Annotated in this window: 11 protein-coding genes, 1 tRNA gene, 1 other RNA gene and 1 pseudogene; 4 read left to right on the top strand and 10 right to left on the bottom strand. The window is 70.8% G+C overall.

The window, feature by feature from the left end:
- Positions 1 to 255: 255 nt before the first annotated feature.
- The 5 genes from ABFX55_RS37235 to ABFX55_RS37215 all read right to left on the bottom strand — a co-directional run bounded on the left by ABFX55_RS37235 (position 256) and on the right by ABFX55_RS37215 (position 4134).
- Positions 256 to 1314 (bottom strand): aspartate-semialdehyde dehydrogenase, encoded by a 1059-nt coding sequence (locus ABFX55_RS37235; RefSeq protein ID WP_346127672.1) that lies wholly within the window; start codon positions 1312 to 1314, stop codon positions 256 to 258.
- Positions 1311 to 2585, bottom strand: a complete 1275-nt coding sequence (locus ABFX55_RS37230; RefSeq protein ID WP_183653363.1) for an aspartate kinase — start codon at positions 2583 to 2585, stop codon at positions 1311 to 1313. Before ABFX55_RS37230 ends, ABFX55_RS37235 begins: the two co-directional genes overlap by 4 nt.
- A gap of 72 nt (positions 2586 to 2657) precedes the next feature.
- Positions 2658 to 3188: a DUF5063 domain-containing protein gene (locus ABFX55_RS37225; RefSeq protein ID WP_183653360.1), complete on the bottom strand. Its 531-nt coding sequence runs from the start codon at positions 3186 to 3188 to the stop codon at positions 2658 to 2660.
- Positions 3181 to 3780, bottom strand: a complete 600-nt coding sequence (gene recR, locus ABFX55_RS37220) for a recombination mediator RecR (RefSeq protein WP_183653358.1) — start codon at positions 3778 to 3780, stop codon at positions 3181 to 3183. The genes ABFX55_RS37225 and recR overlap by 8 nt, the downstream gene beginning before the upstream one ends.
- A gap of 3 nt (positions 3781 to 3783) precedes the next feature.
- Positions 3784 to 4134 carry a YbaB/EbfC family nucleoid-associated protein gene (locus ABFX55_RS37215; RefSeq protein ID WP_183653355.1) on the bottom strand — a complete coding sequence of 117 codons (351 nt, stop codon included), beginning with the start codon at positions 4132 to 4134 and terminating at the stop codon, positions 3784 to 3786.
- A gap of 333 nt (positions 4135 to 4467) precedes the next feature.
- On the opposite strand from ABFX55_RS37215, the gene ABFX55_RS37210 reads away from it, so the two are divergent.
- A complete protein-coding gene (locus ABFX55_RS37210; RefSeq protein ID WP_346127669.1) occupies positions 4468 to 5865 on the top strand; it encodes a helix-turn-helix domain-containing protein in 1398 nt (465 codons plus the stop codon).
- A 1501-nt stretch (positions 5866 to 7366) separates the two neighbouring features.
- Here ABFX55_RS37210 and ABFX55_RS37205 read toward each other — a convergent pair.
- Positions 7367 to 9235, bottom strand: a pseudogene (locus ABFX55_RS37205) (DNA polymerase III subunit gamma and tau); the annotation flags it as partial.
- Positions 9236 to 9266: 31 nt separating this feature from the next.
- An RNA gene (gene ffs, locus ABFX55_RS37200) (signal recognition particle sRNA small type) lies at positions 9267 to 9362 on the bottom strand.
- Positions 9363 to 9445: 83 nt separating this feature from the next.
- On the opposite strand from ffs, the gene ABFX55_RS37195 reads away from it, so the two are divergent.
- From ABFX55_RS37195 to ABFX55_RS37185, 3 genes are all read left to right on the top strand, one after another.
- A tRNA-Ser gene (locus ABFX55_RS37195) sits at positions 9446 to 9533 on the top strand.
- 87 nt (positions 9534 to 9620) lie between these two features.
- Positions 9621 to 10106, top strand: coding sequence for a hypothetical protein (locus tag ABFX55_RS37190; RefSeq protein WP_346127668.1), 486 nt, complete (start codon positions 9621 to 9623; stop codon positions 10104 to 10106).
- Between the two features lie 434 nt (positions 10107 to 10540).
- Positions 10541 to 11302 carry an SCO6745 family protein gene (locus tag ABFX55_RS37185; protein ID WP_346127666.1) on the top strand — a complete coding sequence of 254 codons (762 nt, stop codon included), beginning with the start codon at positions 10541 to 10543 and terminating at the stop codon, positions 11300 to 11302.
- Positions 11303 to 11325: 23 nt separating this feature from the next.
- On the opposite strand, the gene ABFX55_RS37180 is transcribed toward ABFX55_RS37185, so the two are convergent.
- From ABFX55_RS37180 to ABFX55_RS37170, 3 genes are read right to left on the bottom strand one after another with little or no spacing between them, the layout of a single operon-like run.
- Entirely contained in the window at positions 11326 to 11793 is a 468-nt protein-coding gene (locus ABFX55_RS37180; RefSeq protein WP_346127664.1) for an AAA family ATPase, read from the bottom strand.
- 42 nt (positions 11794 to 11835) lie between these two features.
- Positions 11836 to 12933 (bottom strand): LacI family DNA-binding transcriptional regulator, encoded by a 1098-nt coding sequence (locus ABFX55_RS37175; protein WP_346127662.1) that lies wholly within the window; start codon positions 12931 to 12933, stop codon positions 11836 to 11838.
- A gap of 12 nt (positions 12934 to 12945) precedes the next feature.
- Positions 12946 to 13884 carry a PfkB family carbohydrate kinase gene (locus ABFX55_RS37170; protein ID WP_346127660.1) on the bottom strand — a complete coding sequence of 313 codons (939 nt, stop codon included), beginning with the start codon at positions 13882 to 13884 and terminating at the stop codon, positions 12946 to 12948.
- Positions 13885 to 13936: the final 52 nt, after the last annotated feature.

Raw genomic sequence — 13936 nt, 5'->3', positions numbered from 1 at the left:
CGAGCGCCGCTCTCCGGGCGGCACGGCCCTGCCGTCCGTGACGGCGCCGGGCGGGCGCGCCCGAGGAGCGTCCCCTGGACGGGCCTCAGCCGGTGACCACGGGGGCGCGAGGGGCGGCTTGCCGTACGGGAGAGAAACGGACGGCGTCGGCAAGCACGGCGCCCTCCGGTCGCGGTGACCGGAGGGCGCGTGGAGAGGCAGGGCCCGAGAGAGCCCCAGGAAGCGACTCCAGGGGATCTCGGACAGTGGGCGGGATCAGAACTCGGTGGCCACCAGCTCGGCGATCTCAGCCGCGTTGAGGGCCGCGCCCTTACGGAGGTTGTCGCCGCAGACGAACATGTCGAGCGTGTTCGGGAAGTCGACCGCCTGGCGGATGCGCCCGATGTAGGTCGGGTCGGTGCCCACCACGTCGATCGGCGTCGGCCACACGCCGTTGGCGGGGTCGTCCATGAGGACCACGGACGGCGCGGCCTCGAGGATGCGGTGCGCGTCGGCCACCGTGATCTCGCGCTCGAACCTGGCGTGGACGGCCAGCGAGTGCGTGGTGACGACGGGCACCCGCACGCAGGTGGCCGAGACCTTCAGGTCGGGGATGCCGAGGATCTTGCGCGACTCGTTGCGCAGCTTCAGCTCCTCCGAGGCCCAGCCGCCGTCCTTGTAGGAGCCCGCCCACGGCACCACGTTGAACGCGATGGGAGCGGGGAACGGCGAGTCGCCCTCGAGCTTGTTGGCCAGCGCCTTGCGCACGTCGCCGGCGCTCTGGCCGACCGTGCGGTCGCCCGCCAGCGCCTCGATCTCGTCGTAGAGCCGGGCGGGACCCGCCACGCCCGCGCCCGAGACCGCCTGGTAGGAGGCGACGACGAGCTCCTTGAGCGTGTACTCCGCGTGCAGCGCGCCGATCGCGGCCATCATCGACAGCGTGGTGCAGTTGGGAGTCGAGATGATGTTGCGCGGCCTGTTACGCGCCTCGAGCGGGTTCACCTCGGGGACGACCAGCGGGACGTCGGGCTCCATGCGGAACGTACCCGACTTGTCGATGGCGATCGCCCCGCGGGCGGCGGCCACCGGCACCCACTCGGCCGACACCTCGTCGGGGACGTCGAAGATGGCGACGTCGACGCCGTCGAACACCTCGGGCGCCAGCGCCTGGACCACGACGTCCTCGCCGCGGACCCGCAGGACCTTGCCCGCGCTGCGGGCCGAGGCGACGAGACGGATCTCGCCCCAGACGTCCTCACGGGTCGAGACCAGCTCGCGCATCACGGTGCCGACCGCTCCGGTCGCGCCGATCAGGGCGAGAGTGGGCTTGCTCATCGTCCGCTACCTCCGTACACCACAGCTTCAACCTGGTCCGAGTCGAGGTCGAACGCGCGGTGCGCCGCGGCCACAGCCGCGTCGACGCCGTCCTGACCCACGATCACCGAGATGCGGATCTCCGAGGTGGAGATCATCTCGATGTTGACGCCCGCGTCGGCGAGCGCGGCGAAGAACGTCGCGGTGACGCCGGGGTGCGAGCGCATGCCCGCGCCCACCAGCGACACCTTGCCGATCTGGTCGTCGTACTGCAGCGACTCGAACCCGACCTGCTCCTGGATGCGCTTCAGCGCGGCCAGCGCCGTGGAGCTGTCCGTCGAGGGAAGCGTGAAGGAGATGTCGGTACGACCGGTCGCCGCCGCCGAGACGTTCTGCACGATCATGTCGATGTTGATCTCGGCTTCGGACAGCGTTTTGAAGATCGCGGCAGCCTCTCCGACCTTGTCGGGAACACCGACAACGGTGATCTTGGCCTCGCTCCGGTCGTGCGCGACGCCGGAGATGATCGGCTGCTCCATCTCGGTTCCTTCGGTGTAAGGGTCGGCCACGACCCACGTGCCTTCCTTGGTGCTGAAAGAGCTGCGCACGTGGATCGGCAGGTTGAACCTGCGAGCGTACTCGACGCAGCGCAGGTGCAGGATTTTCGCCCCACAGGCGGCCATCTCCATCATCTCCTCATAGGAGATCCTGGGGATCTTCTGCGCTTGGGTGACGATGCGGGGGTCGGCGGTGAAGATGCCGTCGACATCGGTGTAGATCTCGCAGACGTCGGCTTCCAGAGCCGCCGCCAGCGCCACCGCCGTGGTGTCGGAACCACCACGGCCCAGCGTGGTGATGTCCTTGGTGTCCTGCGAGACGCCCTGGAACCCGGCCACGATGGCGATCTGGCCTTCGTCGAGCGCCTCACGGATGCGGCTCGGCGTCACGTCGATGATGCGCGCCTTGCCGTGCGTGGAGTCGGTGATCACGCCGGCCTGCGACCCGGTGAACGAGCGCGCCTCGTGGCCCAGGTTGGCGATCGCCATCGCCAGCAGGGCCATCGAGATGCGCTCACCCGCCGTCAGCAGCATGTCGAGCTCACGCCCAGGGGGCAGCGGCGACACCTGCTCGGCCAGGTCGAGCAGTTCGTCCGTCGTGTCGCCCATCGCGGAGACGATGACGACGACCTCGTTGCCGGCTTTTTTCGTCGCGACGATCCGCTGCGCGACCCGCTTGATGCAGGACGCGTCGGCGACGGACGAACCACCGTACTTTTGCACAACGAGCGCCACGAGAGTCTCCCAGTCTGGACTGTGAGCTGCCAGTCTACTGGGGGCTTCTCATGGACCCGATGGTTCGGACCACTATGTGGACAATGCCTCTTCTGCCACATCCAGACGGGTGTGCGCGGCCAGCGCCTGGAGCGCCCGCATCGCCGCGCCCGCGTGGTTGCCCCAGGTGTTGAAGTAGGAGTACTGCCACCACCACAGCGCCTCCAGCGGCCTGCCCGCGTGATAGTGGCGCAGACCGTGGATGAGGTCGGCCGCCACCGCGGTCAGGTCGTCGGACAGCCGGTACGGCGTGACGGCGGTGTCCTTGTACGGGTCGAACACCTCGGCGTAGTCGTCCACCGCCTCGAGGCGTTCGGCCAGCGCCGTACGGACGCCGTCGACGTCTGGGTCCTCGCTCAGCGGCGGCTCCCAGTTGCCCGACAGGATGACGTCCTGGCTCGCGCCGAGCTGGGCACCCGCCAGGCTCACCTGGGCGACCTCGACGAGCAGCAGCGACCAGATGGCGTCACCGCCCTCGCCGCCCGCGACCCTGGTCAGGCCGTCCAGATAGTTCTGCGCGTGTCCTGCGATCTCGTCGGCGAGAGCGCGCCACTGATCAGACATCCAGCAGCCTCCGTCCTTCGAAAGCGCGGCCCAAGGTGACCTCGTCGGCGTACTCGAGATCACCGCCCACAGGCAGGCCGCTGGCCAGTCGTGTCACTTTCACGCCCATCGGCTTGACCAGCCGGGCGAGGTAGGTCGCCGTCGCCTCCCCCTCCAGATTGGGGTCGGTGGCGAGAATGAGCTCGGTCACGCGGCCGTCGGCCAACCTGGTCATGAGCTCACGGATGCGCAGGTCGTCGGGGCCGACGCCGTCGATCGGGCTGATCGCCCCGCCGAGCACGTGGTAGGTGCCTCGGTACTCGCGCGTCTTCTCGATCGCGACGACGTCCTTGGACTCCTCCACCACGCAGATCACATGAGGGTCGCGCCGCGCGTCGCGGCAGATCCGGCACTCCTCCTCGGAGGCGACGTTGCCGCAGACGCGGCAGAACCGGACCTTCTCCTTGACCTCGAGCAGCGCGTGGGCCAGTCGCTTCACGTCGGTGGGATCGGCCGCCAGCAGGTGGAAGGCGATCCGCTGCGCGCTCTTGGGACCGACGCCGGGCAGCAGGCCCAGCTCGTCGATCAGGTTCTGGACGACCCCTTCGTACATGGCCTAGAGCCCGGGAAGCTGGCCGAGGCCACCGCCGCCGAGGCCCTGGGCCAGCGGGCCCAGCTTCTCCTGCTGCAGGTCGGCGGCCGCTCGCACGGCGTCGCGGACGGCCGCGATGACCAGGTCGGCGATCGTGTCGGCGGTGTCCTGCGGGTCGTCGGCGTCGATGACGGACGGGTTGATCTTGAGTTCGAGCAGCTCACCTGAGCCGTTGACGACGGCCGTGACCATGCCGCCCCCGGCCGAGCCCTCGATCTGCGCGTCGTTGAGCTCCTGCTGGGCGCTCACGAGCTGCTGCTGCATGAGCTGTGCCTGCTCCAGCAGCTGCTGCAGGTTGACATCCCCTGGGTTCACCTTCGTGCGCTCCTCGCCTGCTCCGCGTCCTTAACTGTCACGAGCCTACGGGTTCTGAGCGCCGTCATGTACTGGGGAGCACATGCGTTTCATCTCTGTGCCACCGACCAGGGCTTTATGGCCGGATCCCGGCCCCCCTCCAGCGTCCGGGACCCGGCCATCACGCCGACCGGAGCGGCCGCACCATGTCAGCGTGGTGCGTGACACTAGCGAGACCAACGTTGCACACAGGTTGCGAGCATTCAATCACCCTGCGCAATCCCCCGAACGGGTTGCGGACGGGGGTGATAACACGGATGCTTCGCCGTACAGCCCGACTACTGGGAGTGGCCGATGGGTGACGCGAACCTCGATGCGTACTCTCGCCGGCTTCGCCGGATCCACGAGACGACGATCGGAGAGCCGCGACAGCTGATCAGCGCGTCGTGGCGGAGGTCGAAGGCGGCAGGGGTCGATCCGGAGAGCCGTGCGGCGCCCCTGGTGTACGACGGCTCGCTCATCAGGGACGTCCGCGAGTCGCACCCTCTCCAGCCGGTCCTGCCCATGCTCGCCGAGACGCTGCGGCGCATGGCCGACGAGTCCGAGCACATCATGATCGTGACGGACGCCGAGGGCCGGATCCTCTGGCGCGACGGTGACCTCGGCACCATGCGCCGCGCCGACGTCGTCGGCCTGGCCGACGGCCACCACTGGTCCGAGATCTCCGTCGGCACCAACGGCATCGGCACCGCGCTCGCCACCCGCAAGCCCGTCCACGTCTACTCCGAGGAACACCTGCTGCGGGTCCTCCACTGCTGGTCGTGCAGCTCTGCGCCGATCATCGACCCCGACACCGACACCGTGCTCGGCTGCGTCGACGTCAGCGGCATCACCCGCAGCCTCCACCCCGCCACGGTCGCGCTCGTGGCCACCACCGCCAAGCTGGCCGAGGCGCGCCTCGCCCTGATGATGCACGAGCGCGACGAGCGGCTGCGCAGGAGATACGACTCGCTCGTCCAGCGCACAGGCGTCCTGATCACCAAGACGGGACGGGTCCTCGCCGGCGACCACTCGGGCAGGCTCGGCGCCCGCATCACCCTCCCCGAACCGGGCGGCACGGACTGCCCCGCCGGCATCCTCGAACCGTTCTTCGACGGCTACCTGCTACGGCCCGCCTCCCGCACGGAGGCGCTGCCGCTGCGCCTCGCCTTCCTCGGCGAGGGCCCACCCATCGCCCGCTACGGCGACCGCTTCCTGACGCTCTCGCTGCGCCACGCGGAGATCCTCACGTTGCTCGCGCTCTATCCCTGTGGCCTTACCGCCGAGCAACTCTCCTATTACCTCTATGGCGACGAGGGCAACCCCGCCACGATCAGGCCAGAGATCTACCGGCTGCGCGCCCAGCTGGGCGAGGCGGTGGCGGCCAAGCCGTACCGGCTGGTCGCTCCCCTGAGCGCCGACTTCCTCGAACTGAGGCAGCTGCTGACGGCCAACGACCCCGAGGCCGTCGCCCGCGCCTACGCGGGGCCGCTGCTGCCGCGCTCGGAGTCGCCGGAGATCCGCAGCGCTCGCGACGAGCTGGAGGTCCAGGTGCGCACCAGTCTGCTCACGCACGGCTCGGCCGACGCCCTGTGGACGTACGCGCAGACCGTCAACGGCCGCGACGACTTCCAGATCCTCGAACGGGTCGCCGCCGCCCTGCCCTCCTCCGACCACCGCGCCGCCGCCGCCCGCGCCCGCCTGTCTCCCTAGCCGTTCATCCCCGTTACCGCCCGTACCTTCCCCGCCCGTACGTTGCCGCCCGTACCTTCCTCGGCTGTACGTTCCCGCCCTCACGTTCCCGCCCGTACGGCAGGCCGGGCCAAGCGCCCCCGTGGTCCCAGGCTGGCGTCTGTCCAGGAATACGCTCACCGAGCGCACAACCTCCCACCCCAACGGAAGGCTCCTCCCGGCCACGCCCCTCCAAGACACCGCGTTCCCGGAGACCGCGTTCCCGCAGGCCAAGTTCCCGCAGGCCAAGTTCCCGCAGGCCAAGTTCCAGCAGGCCGCGTCCCGAGAGACCGCGTACCGAGACACTGCTGTGGTGGGGCCGGTCTCGGTGGGTCGATCAGGTGTGGTCGATCTCGCCGATCATCTGGGCGCCGAGTTCACGCTGGAGCAGGGCCATGCCGCTGAGCTCGTCGATGTCGGCGTTGGCGTCGTTGAGCGGGTCCACGTCATCGGACTCGGGACCGCGCCGGCGTCCGGGGATCGCGTCGGGCCAGCCACCCGATCCCGATCCGCCGCCCTGCCTGGACGCGGGCACCCGAGGACCGGACTGCGCGGCCGCCTGAGCCGCCGCCTTCGCCGCCGACCTCGCCGCGGCCAGCCCCGGGCTGGGCGTGCGGCTCGCTCCCTGCGCGGGACCTGAGGAGCGGCTCGTGCCCTGGCTCGGGCTTGGCATGGGAGGCATGCCGGGATCCGGGTCGTCAGGCGCCTGAGGCCAGGACTCGTCGGTGGTCAGCCGCTCCCGCCCCTGGGCGTTCTCGCCGCCGGAAGTCTCCACGACCGCACCGCCATGAGCCCCTTCGACCCCGGCACCACCGGAGACCGTGCCACCCCCGGCGCCCACGCCGCCCGCGGAGCCGCCGGAGCCCCAGCCATCCGCGGAGCCACCGGAAACGTCACCTCCGGCGCCGGGCTCACCGCCTCCTGCACCACCGGAGACACCGTCGGGAGCGCCACCACCGGCACCGCCTACGCCGCCGGGTCCGCCTTGCTGAGCACCGGTCGCGCCGGAAGCACCTCCGGGAAAGCCGCCACCCGGGACACCGCCCTCAGGAGCGCCGCCGCCCTGGAACCCGCCGCCCACGACGGCTCCAGGCCCGTCGGCCCCCGTGACGCCGCCTGCGGGAGCGCCGTGTCCTGAGGTGCCGTGTCCAGGAGCGCCATCTGCGGGCGCACCACCTTCAGCGGCGCCGGCTGGATGGACACCAGCCCCGGGAGCGCCGCCGCTGTGGGAGCCGCTTCCTGAGGGGTCGCCAGGTGAAGCACCGGCCACCCCCTGAGGGCCGGCCTGGTGAGACCCGCCCTGGGGAACCCCGGCCACGCCGTGAGGACCGGCCTGCGGGACCCCCGGGCCACCGTGAGGAGTGCCTTGTGAGGCGACGGGAGCGCCGTGAGAGCCGGCCTGCGAGACAGGCGAGCCACCGTGCGGAGCGGGGGGAGCGCTGGGGCCGGGCTGAGCCGGGCGGCCCTGCGGGGCGGGTGAGCCGCCGACGACGGCCTCCACTCGCCACGTGCCGCCCAGGACATCGCCCAGCGCGGAGGCCACGACGGCGTCCTTGCCGCCGCCTGTGAAGTTCTTCATCGCGCCCACCTGGGTGAACCCCAGCGTGACCACGTTGCCCTCGACGCCCACCACCTGCGCGTTGGTGTTGACGTTCGCCCACACGACGATGCTGCGCTTCTTCAGCGCGGCCAGTACGGCGGGCCACTGCTGCTGGAGCTGCCCCGCCCCGCCCTGGGCGGGTGCCGCGTAGGCGGGCGCCTGCTGAACCGGCTGCTGCTGGACCGGCTGCTCGGGCTGCGCCGCAGGGGCACCCGGCCGAACAGTCTCGGGCCAGTCGTCCCCGCCGGAAGAACCCGGGGAACCGGCGACCGCGCCCGCCGGCGTCCCAGACGACGCCGCGCCGGACGCCGTCCCGCCAGCGGTCCCGGCCGAACCCGCGGACTGCCCGGAAGGTCCGGACACCGCGCCCGAAGAGCCGGACGACGCGCCAGGAGCGCCGCTCGCCGTACCCGCAGAGCCTGAGGCCGTCGCGTCGTGGGAACCGGGCACCGCTCCGGCCGCGCTCGAAGGACCGGCCGCCCCCGCGTACGGAGCGGCCGTCTCGCCGTAGCTCGCGGCCCCCGCGACGTGCGGCGGGGCGCCGTGCGCGCCTGCCGTACCGCCAGGGCCCGGACGGGAGGCCATCTGGGCGACCACGCCGCCGCGCTCGAGGCGTTCGAGGCGGGCCAGCAGCGCGCCCTCCCCCTGCGCCGCACCGGGCAGCAGCACCCGCGCGCACATCAGCTCGAGCAGCAGCCGGGGTGAGGTGGCGCCGCGCATCTCGGTCAGGCCCGCGTTGAACAGCTCTGCCGCGCGGGTCAGCTCGGCGGGCCCCATGGAGGAGGCCTGGGCGACCAGGCGTTCGAGCTCGTCGGCCGGACGGTCGAGCAGCCCGCTGGTCGCCGCCTCGGGGACGTTGGCGAGGATCACCAGGTCGCGGAAGCGTTCGAGCAGGTCGGCCGCGAACCTGCGGGGGTCGTGCCCGCCTTCGATGACGCGGTTGACGGTGTGGAAGACGGCGGCGCCGTCGCGCCGGGCGAACGCGTCGACCACCTCGTCGAGCAGGTCGCCGTCGGTGTAGCCGAGCAGGGAGACGGCCTTGGCGTAGGTGATGCCGTCGTCGTCGGCGCCCGCGAGGAGCTGGTCGAGGATGGACAGCGAGTCGCGCGCGGAGCCCGCGCCCGCCCTGACGACCAGCGGCAGCGCGGTGGGCTCGTAGGGGACGCTCTCGGAGGAGAGGATCTCCTCCATGAGCGTCTTGAGCGTCGCGGGCGGCATCAGCCTGAACGGGTAGTGGTGGGTGCGCGACTTGATCGTGCCGATGACCTTCTCGGGCTCGGTCGTCGCGAAGATGAACTTCAGGTGCGGCGGGGGCTCCTCGACGAGCTTGAGCAGCGCGTTGAAACCCTCGCGGGTCACCATGTGCGCCTCGTCGATGATGTAGATCTTGAAGCGCGCGGAGACGGGGGCGAAGAACGCCCGCTCACGCAGGTCGCGCGCGTCGTCGACGCCGCCGTGGGAGGCCGCGTCGATCTCGATGACGTCGAGGTGGCCAGGGCCCGTGGGGGCGAGCGCCACACACGACTCGCACTCGCCACAGGGGTCGGGCGTCGGGCCCTTCTCGCAGTTGAGGGAGCGCGCCAGGATGCGCGCGCTGGAAGTCTTGCCGCACCCGCGCGGGCCGCTGAAGAGGTAGGCGTGGTTGATCCGGCCGGTGCGCAGCGCCTGCCGCAAGGGGTCGGTGACGTGCTCCTGACCCTTGACCTCGGCGAAGGTTCCGGGCCGGTACTTGCGGTAAAGCGCAAGACTCATGCGACCATCCCGCCTGCGAGGGGGCTTTCAATGAAGAGACCCCTCGCACACCCGCCAGAGCCCGCTTATCCTTGCTGCCTTCCGGCCCTGGGGAGGTTCACAGGATGACGCCGCGCGAGGGGTCCTACGACAGTCTAGCCCCGTACGGCAGTGCTCGCTCACGCTAAATCGTGGTCTCTTCATCGCGAAGAGTCCGGTAAGCTTCTCGACGGAGGATTCGCCTAGTGGCCGAGGGCGCACGCTTGGAAAGCGTGTAAGGGGCAACCCTTCAGGAGTTCAAATCTCCTATCCTCCGCCAGCTAGAAGGGGTCATACCGAGATCATCGGTATGACCCCTTCTGCTTTGGGTCTCGGTTGACGTCTCGGCTGTGATCAACTGAGACTCATGGAAGCCGTTCTAGCCGGGCTCTTCGCGATCGGGGGGACCCTCTTAGGTTCACTCGTCACCTACCTCTTCCAGCAAAGAGCCACCCAGCGAGCCGAACAGTTCACGATCTCCGCCCGCCTCCGCGAGGAACGAATGGCGGTCTACAGCGGGTTCGCCGGGACCGTCCTCGAATTCCGCTCCGCCCAGTACAACCGTGCCTTACAGCGGCTTGAGGGCAAGGAGGGCGCAGCCTACGACGAGGCCAAGGCGGCGTCGTACCGGCTTCGCGCGGCAGCATGGCACTCTCTCTACCGGGTTCGCCTCCTTGCCGATGACCCCGAGATCACGCGCCTCGCGGAGAACGCCATGGCCCTCGTCGCCGACATGCGCGACACGGACAGGGCCGCGCTGACCCGACGAGGCGACGACGTGCGTCAGGCGGTCGAAGAGTTCATCGCCGCGGCGTCAGAGGAAGTCACGAAGGCGAAGCCCCTGCCGAAGTAGCTCTCTCGGCCGGCTCCAGATCGAACCGCCATCCTGCTGAGCCATCGACCGCCGGGTGCTGTCGGTCACGCGCTGACATCGGGCAGCCGTGCCCGGTGCACACCGTCCCATGATGACCATCACGCTTCGCTCTGGAACTGGTCGTACCTCGCGCTACCCGCCGCTTCCTCCCGCCCCGCGCACGCGCTGATCGCTCGGTGCCGGACGGGCGGTTCGCCTTGAGGCCCTTCGCGCACTGCGGCTGAGCCGTTCCGGGCTGAGGAGGCCTGCCGTGATCGGGAGCCGCTGGTGGAGCGCTGACAAGGGGTGTGCCGCGATCGTGGCACACCCCTTCCGACGTTCACGTGTCACTGATCGGTCTCTTGCGCCCGAACCCGGCAGTGGATTGTTTGGTGTGGGCGGGGCGACGGCGTGAGCGGAGGAGTGGAGCGTGGGTGACACCTGACGACGTGGTGCGGCACACCGAGCATGTGGTGACCGGCGTCGGGGCCGCGTTCGGCTCCGACCCGCTCTATCGGGCCCGTGGTGAGAGCCTGAGCCTTTCCCGCTGGCCGTTCTACTTCGGCGGTCGCGCGGGCGTTCTCGGCGAGGTCCACGCCGACGTCGCCGCCGCCGCCTGCGGGTTCTTCGCCCCGGACCTTGTGCGTGAGGCCTGGAGCACGGCCCGTGCCGCGACTTCACTCGCCACCATCGTGCACGCCGACGTCGAGGAGTGCCTCCGCTGGGCGCGGAGGGTCTACGGCCACCTGATGGGGCTCGAGCGCCTTGCCTACCTGGCCGAACAGGTGGTGGAAGCGGCCGATCCCGCTGGACGGCCGCTCTTCGCCGCATGGCGCTCCCATCCCGCCCCGGCCCACGAAGCGGTGGACCGCGTGGCTCTGGCGCTGCTGCGGCTTCGCGAGCACAGAGGCGGCTCCCACCTGATCGCTGTGCTGGCCGGCGCGCTCACCCCGCTGACGGCCATCCTGGCCGGGCCCGGGATCGACAAGGCCGTGGCCAACGGCTGGCGTCCGCCGTGGCCCGCCCTGCCGTCGACCGCCAGAAGCGCCAGGGACGAAGCCGTCAGGCTCACCGACGAACTCGCCGCCGCGCCGTACGCCGTCCTCACGCGGGCGGAACGCCTCGAACTCGTCGATCTCCTCGATCAGGTTCACGAGGCCCACCAGCGCTTCCTGCGGAGACGACCCCGAGCCTGAGCGTGACTCCCCCGACCCGCTGGTCAGGCGAGCTCCTCCAGCCGGCGGACGACGCTGTCGAGCGGCACACTGGTGTCGATCTCGACGGTCGAGGTGGCCCGCAGCAGTGGCTCGACGTCGGCCAGGTCGCGCAGGACGGCCTCGCGTTCCTCAGGCCGCTTGCCGTACGGATTGTTGGTCCTGGTGGCGATCCTGGCGAGCATCACCTCGGCGGGCGCGCTCAGCAGGACGACATGGTCGAAGCGGGAGTAGAACTTCCCCTGGTTGGACTTGCACCCGGCCACGAACAGACTGCCCGTGGTGTGGCCGTCGAGCAGCTCGGCGATGGACTCCTCGCGCCACACCCAGTCGGACGACCCGTCGGGCAGGGTGACCCAGTGGCTCCATCGGTCGTCGTCCGTGTCGACGGTCCTGTGCCCTCGCGAGGCCAGGACCTCCAGAGCGGTCGACTTGCCCGTGCCCGACATCCCGGTGACCAAGACCTTCGGCATGGGGCGAGACTAGGACGCGAGGGTGCCGCCCCGCCAACCGGCTCAGACGCCGGCCGGTGGGGCCACGGAGGAGCGCACGATGAGGCGGGAGCGCAGCGTGTGCATCTCCCTGCGGGGCTCGGCCCCCGCGATGGTGTCGAGCAGCACCTCGGCCGCCTTCGCGCCCAGTTCGTGCACGGGCTGCTCGATCATCGTGAGGGGCGGCTCCATGACCGCCGCCCACGAGCTGTCGTCGAAGCCGATCAGCGCGACGTCACGCGGGCAGGACAGCCCCGCCGTCCTGAAGGCGCGCAGCGCGCCTGTCACCGCGTCGGTCTCGGTGCAGAACACCGCGGTGATGCGGTCGGGAAGGGCCAGCATCCTGGCGACCTCCCCCGGCACCCGCTCCTCCGTCTTGCGTCCGACCATCACCAGGTCGGGGTCGAAGGGGATGCGGGCGTCGTCGAGGGCGTCGAGGTAGCCGCGCAGGCGCTCGCCGTCCGTCCACAGGTTGCGGGAGGCGGCGGTGAGCAGCCCGCGCCGGGTGGCGGGGGCCTGCCCGACCGGCGGTCCCCACACGAACCCGATACGGCGGTGGCCCGCCGCGATGAGCGTCTCCACCCCCTCCCTCGCCGCGTCGCGGTTGTCGATGACGACCGCGTCGAGGTCGAGCGAGGAGACCGCACGGTCGACGAGGACGACGGGGATGCCGCGGTCCATCGCCGCCTTGATGTGGGCCACCTCCGTACGGTCGACCGCCGCCGAGGCGATGATGACGCCGTCGACGCGCTTGTCGATGAGCACGTTCGTCGCCGCGACCTCCTCGCCGAGGTCCTCGTACGTGCTCAGCACGATCGTGTCGAAGCCCCTGGCGCGCGAGGTGTCGGAGATGCCGCGCACGACACCGGCGAAGAACGGGTTGCCGATGTCGGCGACGATCACCCCGAGGGTGTGGCTCACCCCCGTCGACATGCTGCGGGCGAGCGCGTTCGCGCGGTAGCCGAGCTTCTCGGCCGCCGCGAGCACCCGCTCGCGCAGCTCGGGGCTGACGTACCCATACCCGCCGAGTGTCCTGGCCGCCGTGGCACGGCCGACACCCGCCTCGGCGGCCACCTCGGAGATCGTCGGCGGCCCCGCCGCACGGCCCCGGTCAGCTGGCATGGATGGCGTCCCTCATCTCTCGTGTTCGGCGGCTCGCCACATGCTAGCCACGGGAGGTCTTTCCGCGGCTCTGCCGTGGCCGAAGGCTCCTTCGACGAAGCACTGCTCGTACGCGGCCGCGGCGCCGTCGTGCAGAGCACGCTCGATCGCGTCCTCTCCAGGCGAGACCGCGGAGGCCGGCGACACCGCAGGGGCCGCGACAGCGGACCAGCCGACGCGCAGCAGCGAGACGGCGAAGCCCGCCAGGAAGGCGTCGCCGCAGCCCATGGTGTCGACGACCTGCTCGTGCTCCACGGCGCGCGCCGGCGCCGCCACCGTGACGTGGCCGTCGTGGGCGATCGCCCCGTCCACACCTCGGGTGGCGAGCGCCATGCGCGCGCCCCGCCGTACGACCTCGGCCAGCAGGGCGCGCGTGGCGGACTCGTCGAGGTGGGAGCACGACAGCAGCACCAGGTCGGCGTGCGGGCAGACGCGGTCGAGGTAGGAGGGGGTGCGGAACTCCTCCTCGCTGGAGAGGTCGAAGCTCACGAGCGGACCGCGCCCCGCCAGCTTGGGCAGCTCGCTCTCGCTGCGGGAGTAGACGCTCGAGTGGACGAGGTCGAAGGACGACACGTAGTCGAGCAGGTCACCTTCGAGCACCAGCGGCTCACTGACCGTGACGCCGCCGCCGTTCCACCCGAGGAAGATACGGTCGCCGTCGTCGACGCGCAGGGTGGAGACGCCGCTCTCCCCCTCCTTCACCACGCAGCGGTCGACGGCGACCCCCTGGGCCGCGATGGCCTCGCGCAGGAAGCCGCCGAGGTCGTCGTCGCCGAAGACCCCGAGGTAGGCGGCCTCGAGGCCGAGCCTGCGCGCGTAGACGGCGACGTTGACGCTGTTGCCGCCCGGATAGTCGATGCCGCGGTCGACGAACCGGTCGACGATGTTGTCACCGAAGCCGAGGACTCTCATGGTTCTCCTGTGCGCGGGCGGGAGTGCGGACGTTGACACCGGGACGCGCGGA

The sequence above is a fragment of the Nonomuraea roseola genome, assembly GCF_039535395.1.
GTDB lineage: Bacteria > Actinomycetota > Actinomycetes > Streptosporangiales > Streptosporangiaceae > Nonomuraea > Nonomuraea roseola.
Note: the sequence above shows the minus strand (reverse complement) of the source record. Positions and strands in the feature narration are given on the sequence as shown.

What these genes read in the sequence shown, in the direction of transcription:
- ABFX55_RS37175 (WP_346127662.1), bottom strand. Translation starts at nt 12,933, where the DNA reads ATGCCAGCTGACCGGGGCCGTGCGGCGGGGCCGCCGACGATCTCCGAG.
- ABFX55_RS37235 (WP_346127672.1), bottom strand. Translation starts at nt 1,314, where the DNA reads ATGAGCAAGCCCACTCTCGCCCTGATCGGCGCGACCGGAGCGGTCGGC.
- ABFX55_RS37210 (WP_346127669.1), top strand. Translation starts at nt 4,468, where the DNA reads ATGGGTGACGCGAACCTCGATGCGTACTCTCGCCGGCTTCGCCGGATC.
- recR (WP_183653358.1), bottom strand. Translation starts at nt 3,780, where the DNA reads ATGTACGAAGGGGTCGTCCAGAACCTGATCGACGAGCTGGGCCTGCTG.
- ABFX55_RS37180 (WP_346127664.1), bottom strand. Translation starts at nt 11,793, where the DNA reads ATGCCGAAGGTCTTGGTCACCGGGATGTCGGGCACGGGCAAGTCGACC.
- ABFX55_RS37225 (WP_183653360.1), bottom strand. Translation starts at nt 3,188, where the DNA reads ATGTCTGATCAGTGGCGCGCTCTCGCCGACGAGATCGCAGGACACGCG.
- ABFX55_RS37170 (WP_346127660.1), bottom strand. Translation starts at nt 13,884, where the DNA reads ATGAGAGTCCTCGGCTTCGGTGACAACATCGTCGACCGGTTCGTCGAC.
- ABFX55_RS37190 (WP_346127668.1), top strand. Translation starts at nt 9,621, where the DNA reads ATGGAAGCCGTTCTAGCCGGGCTCTTCGCGATCGGGGGGACCCTCTTA.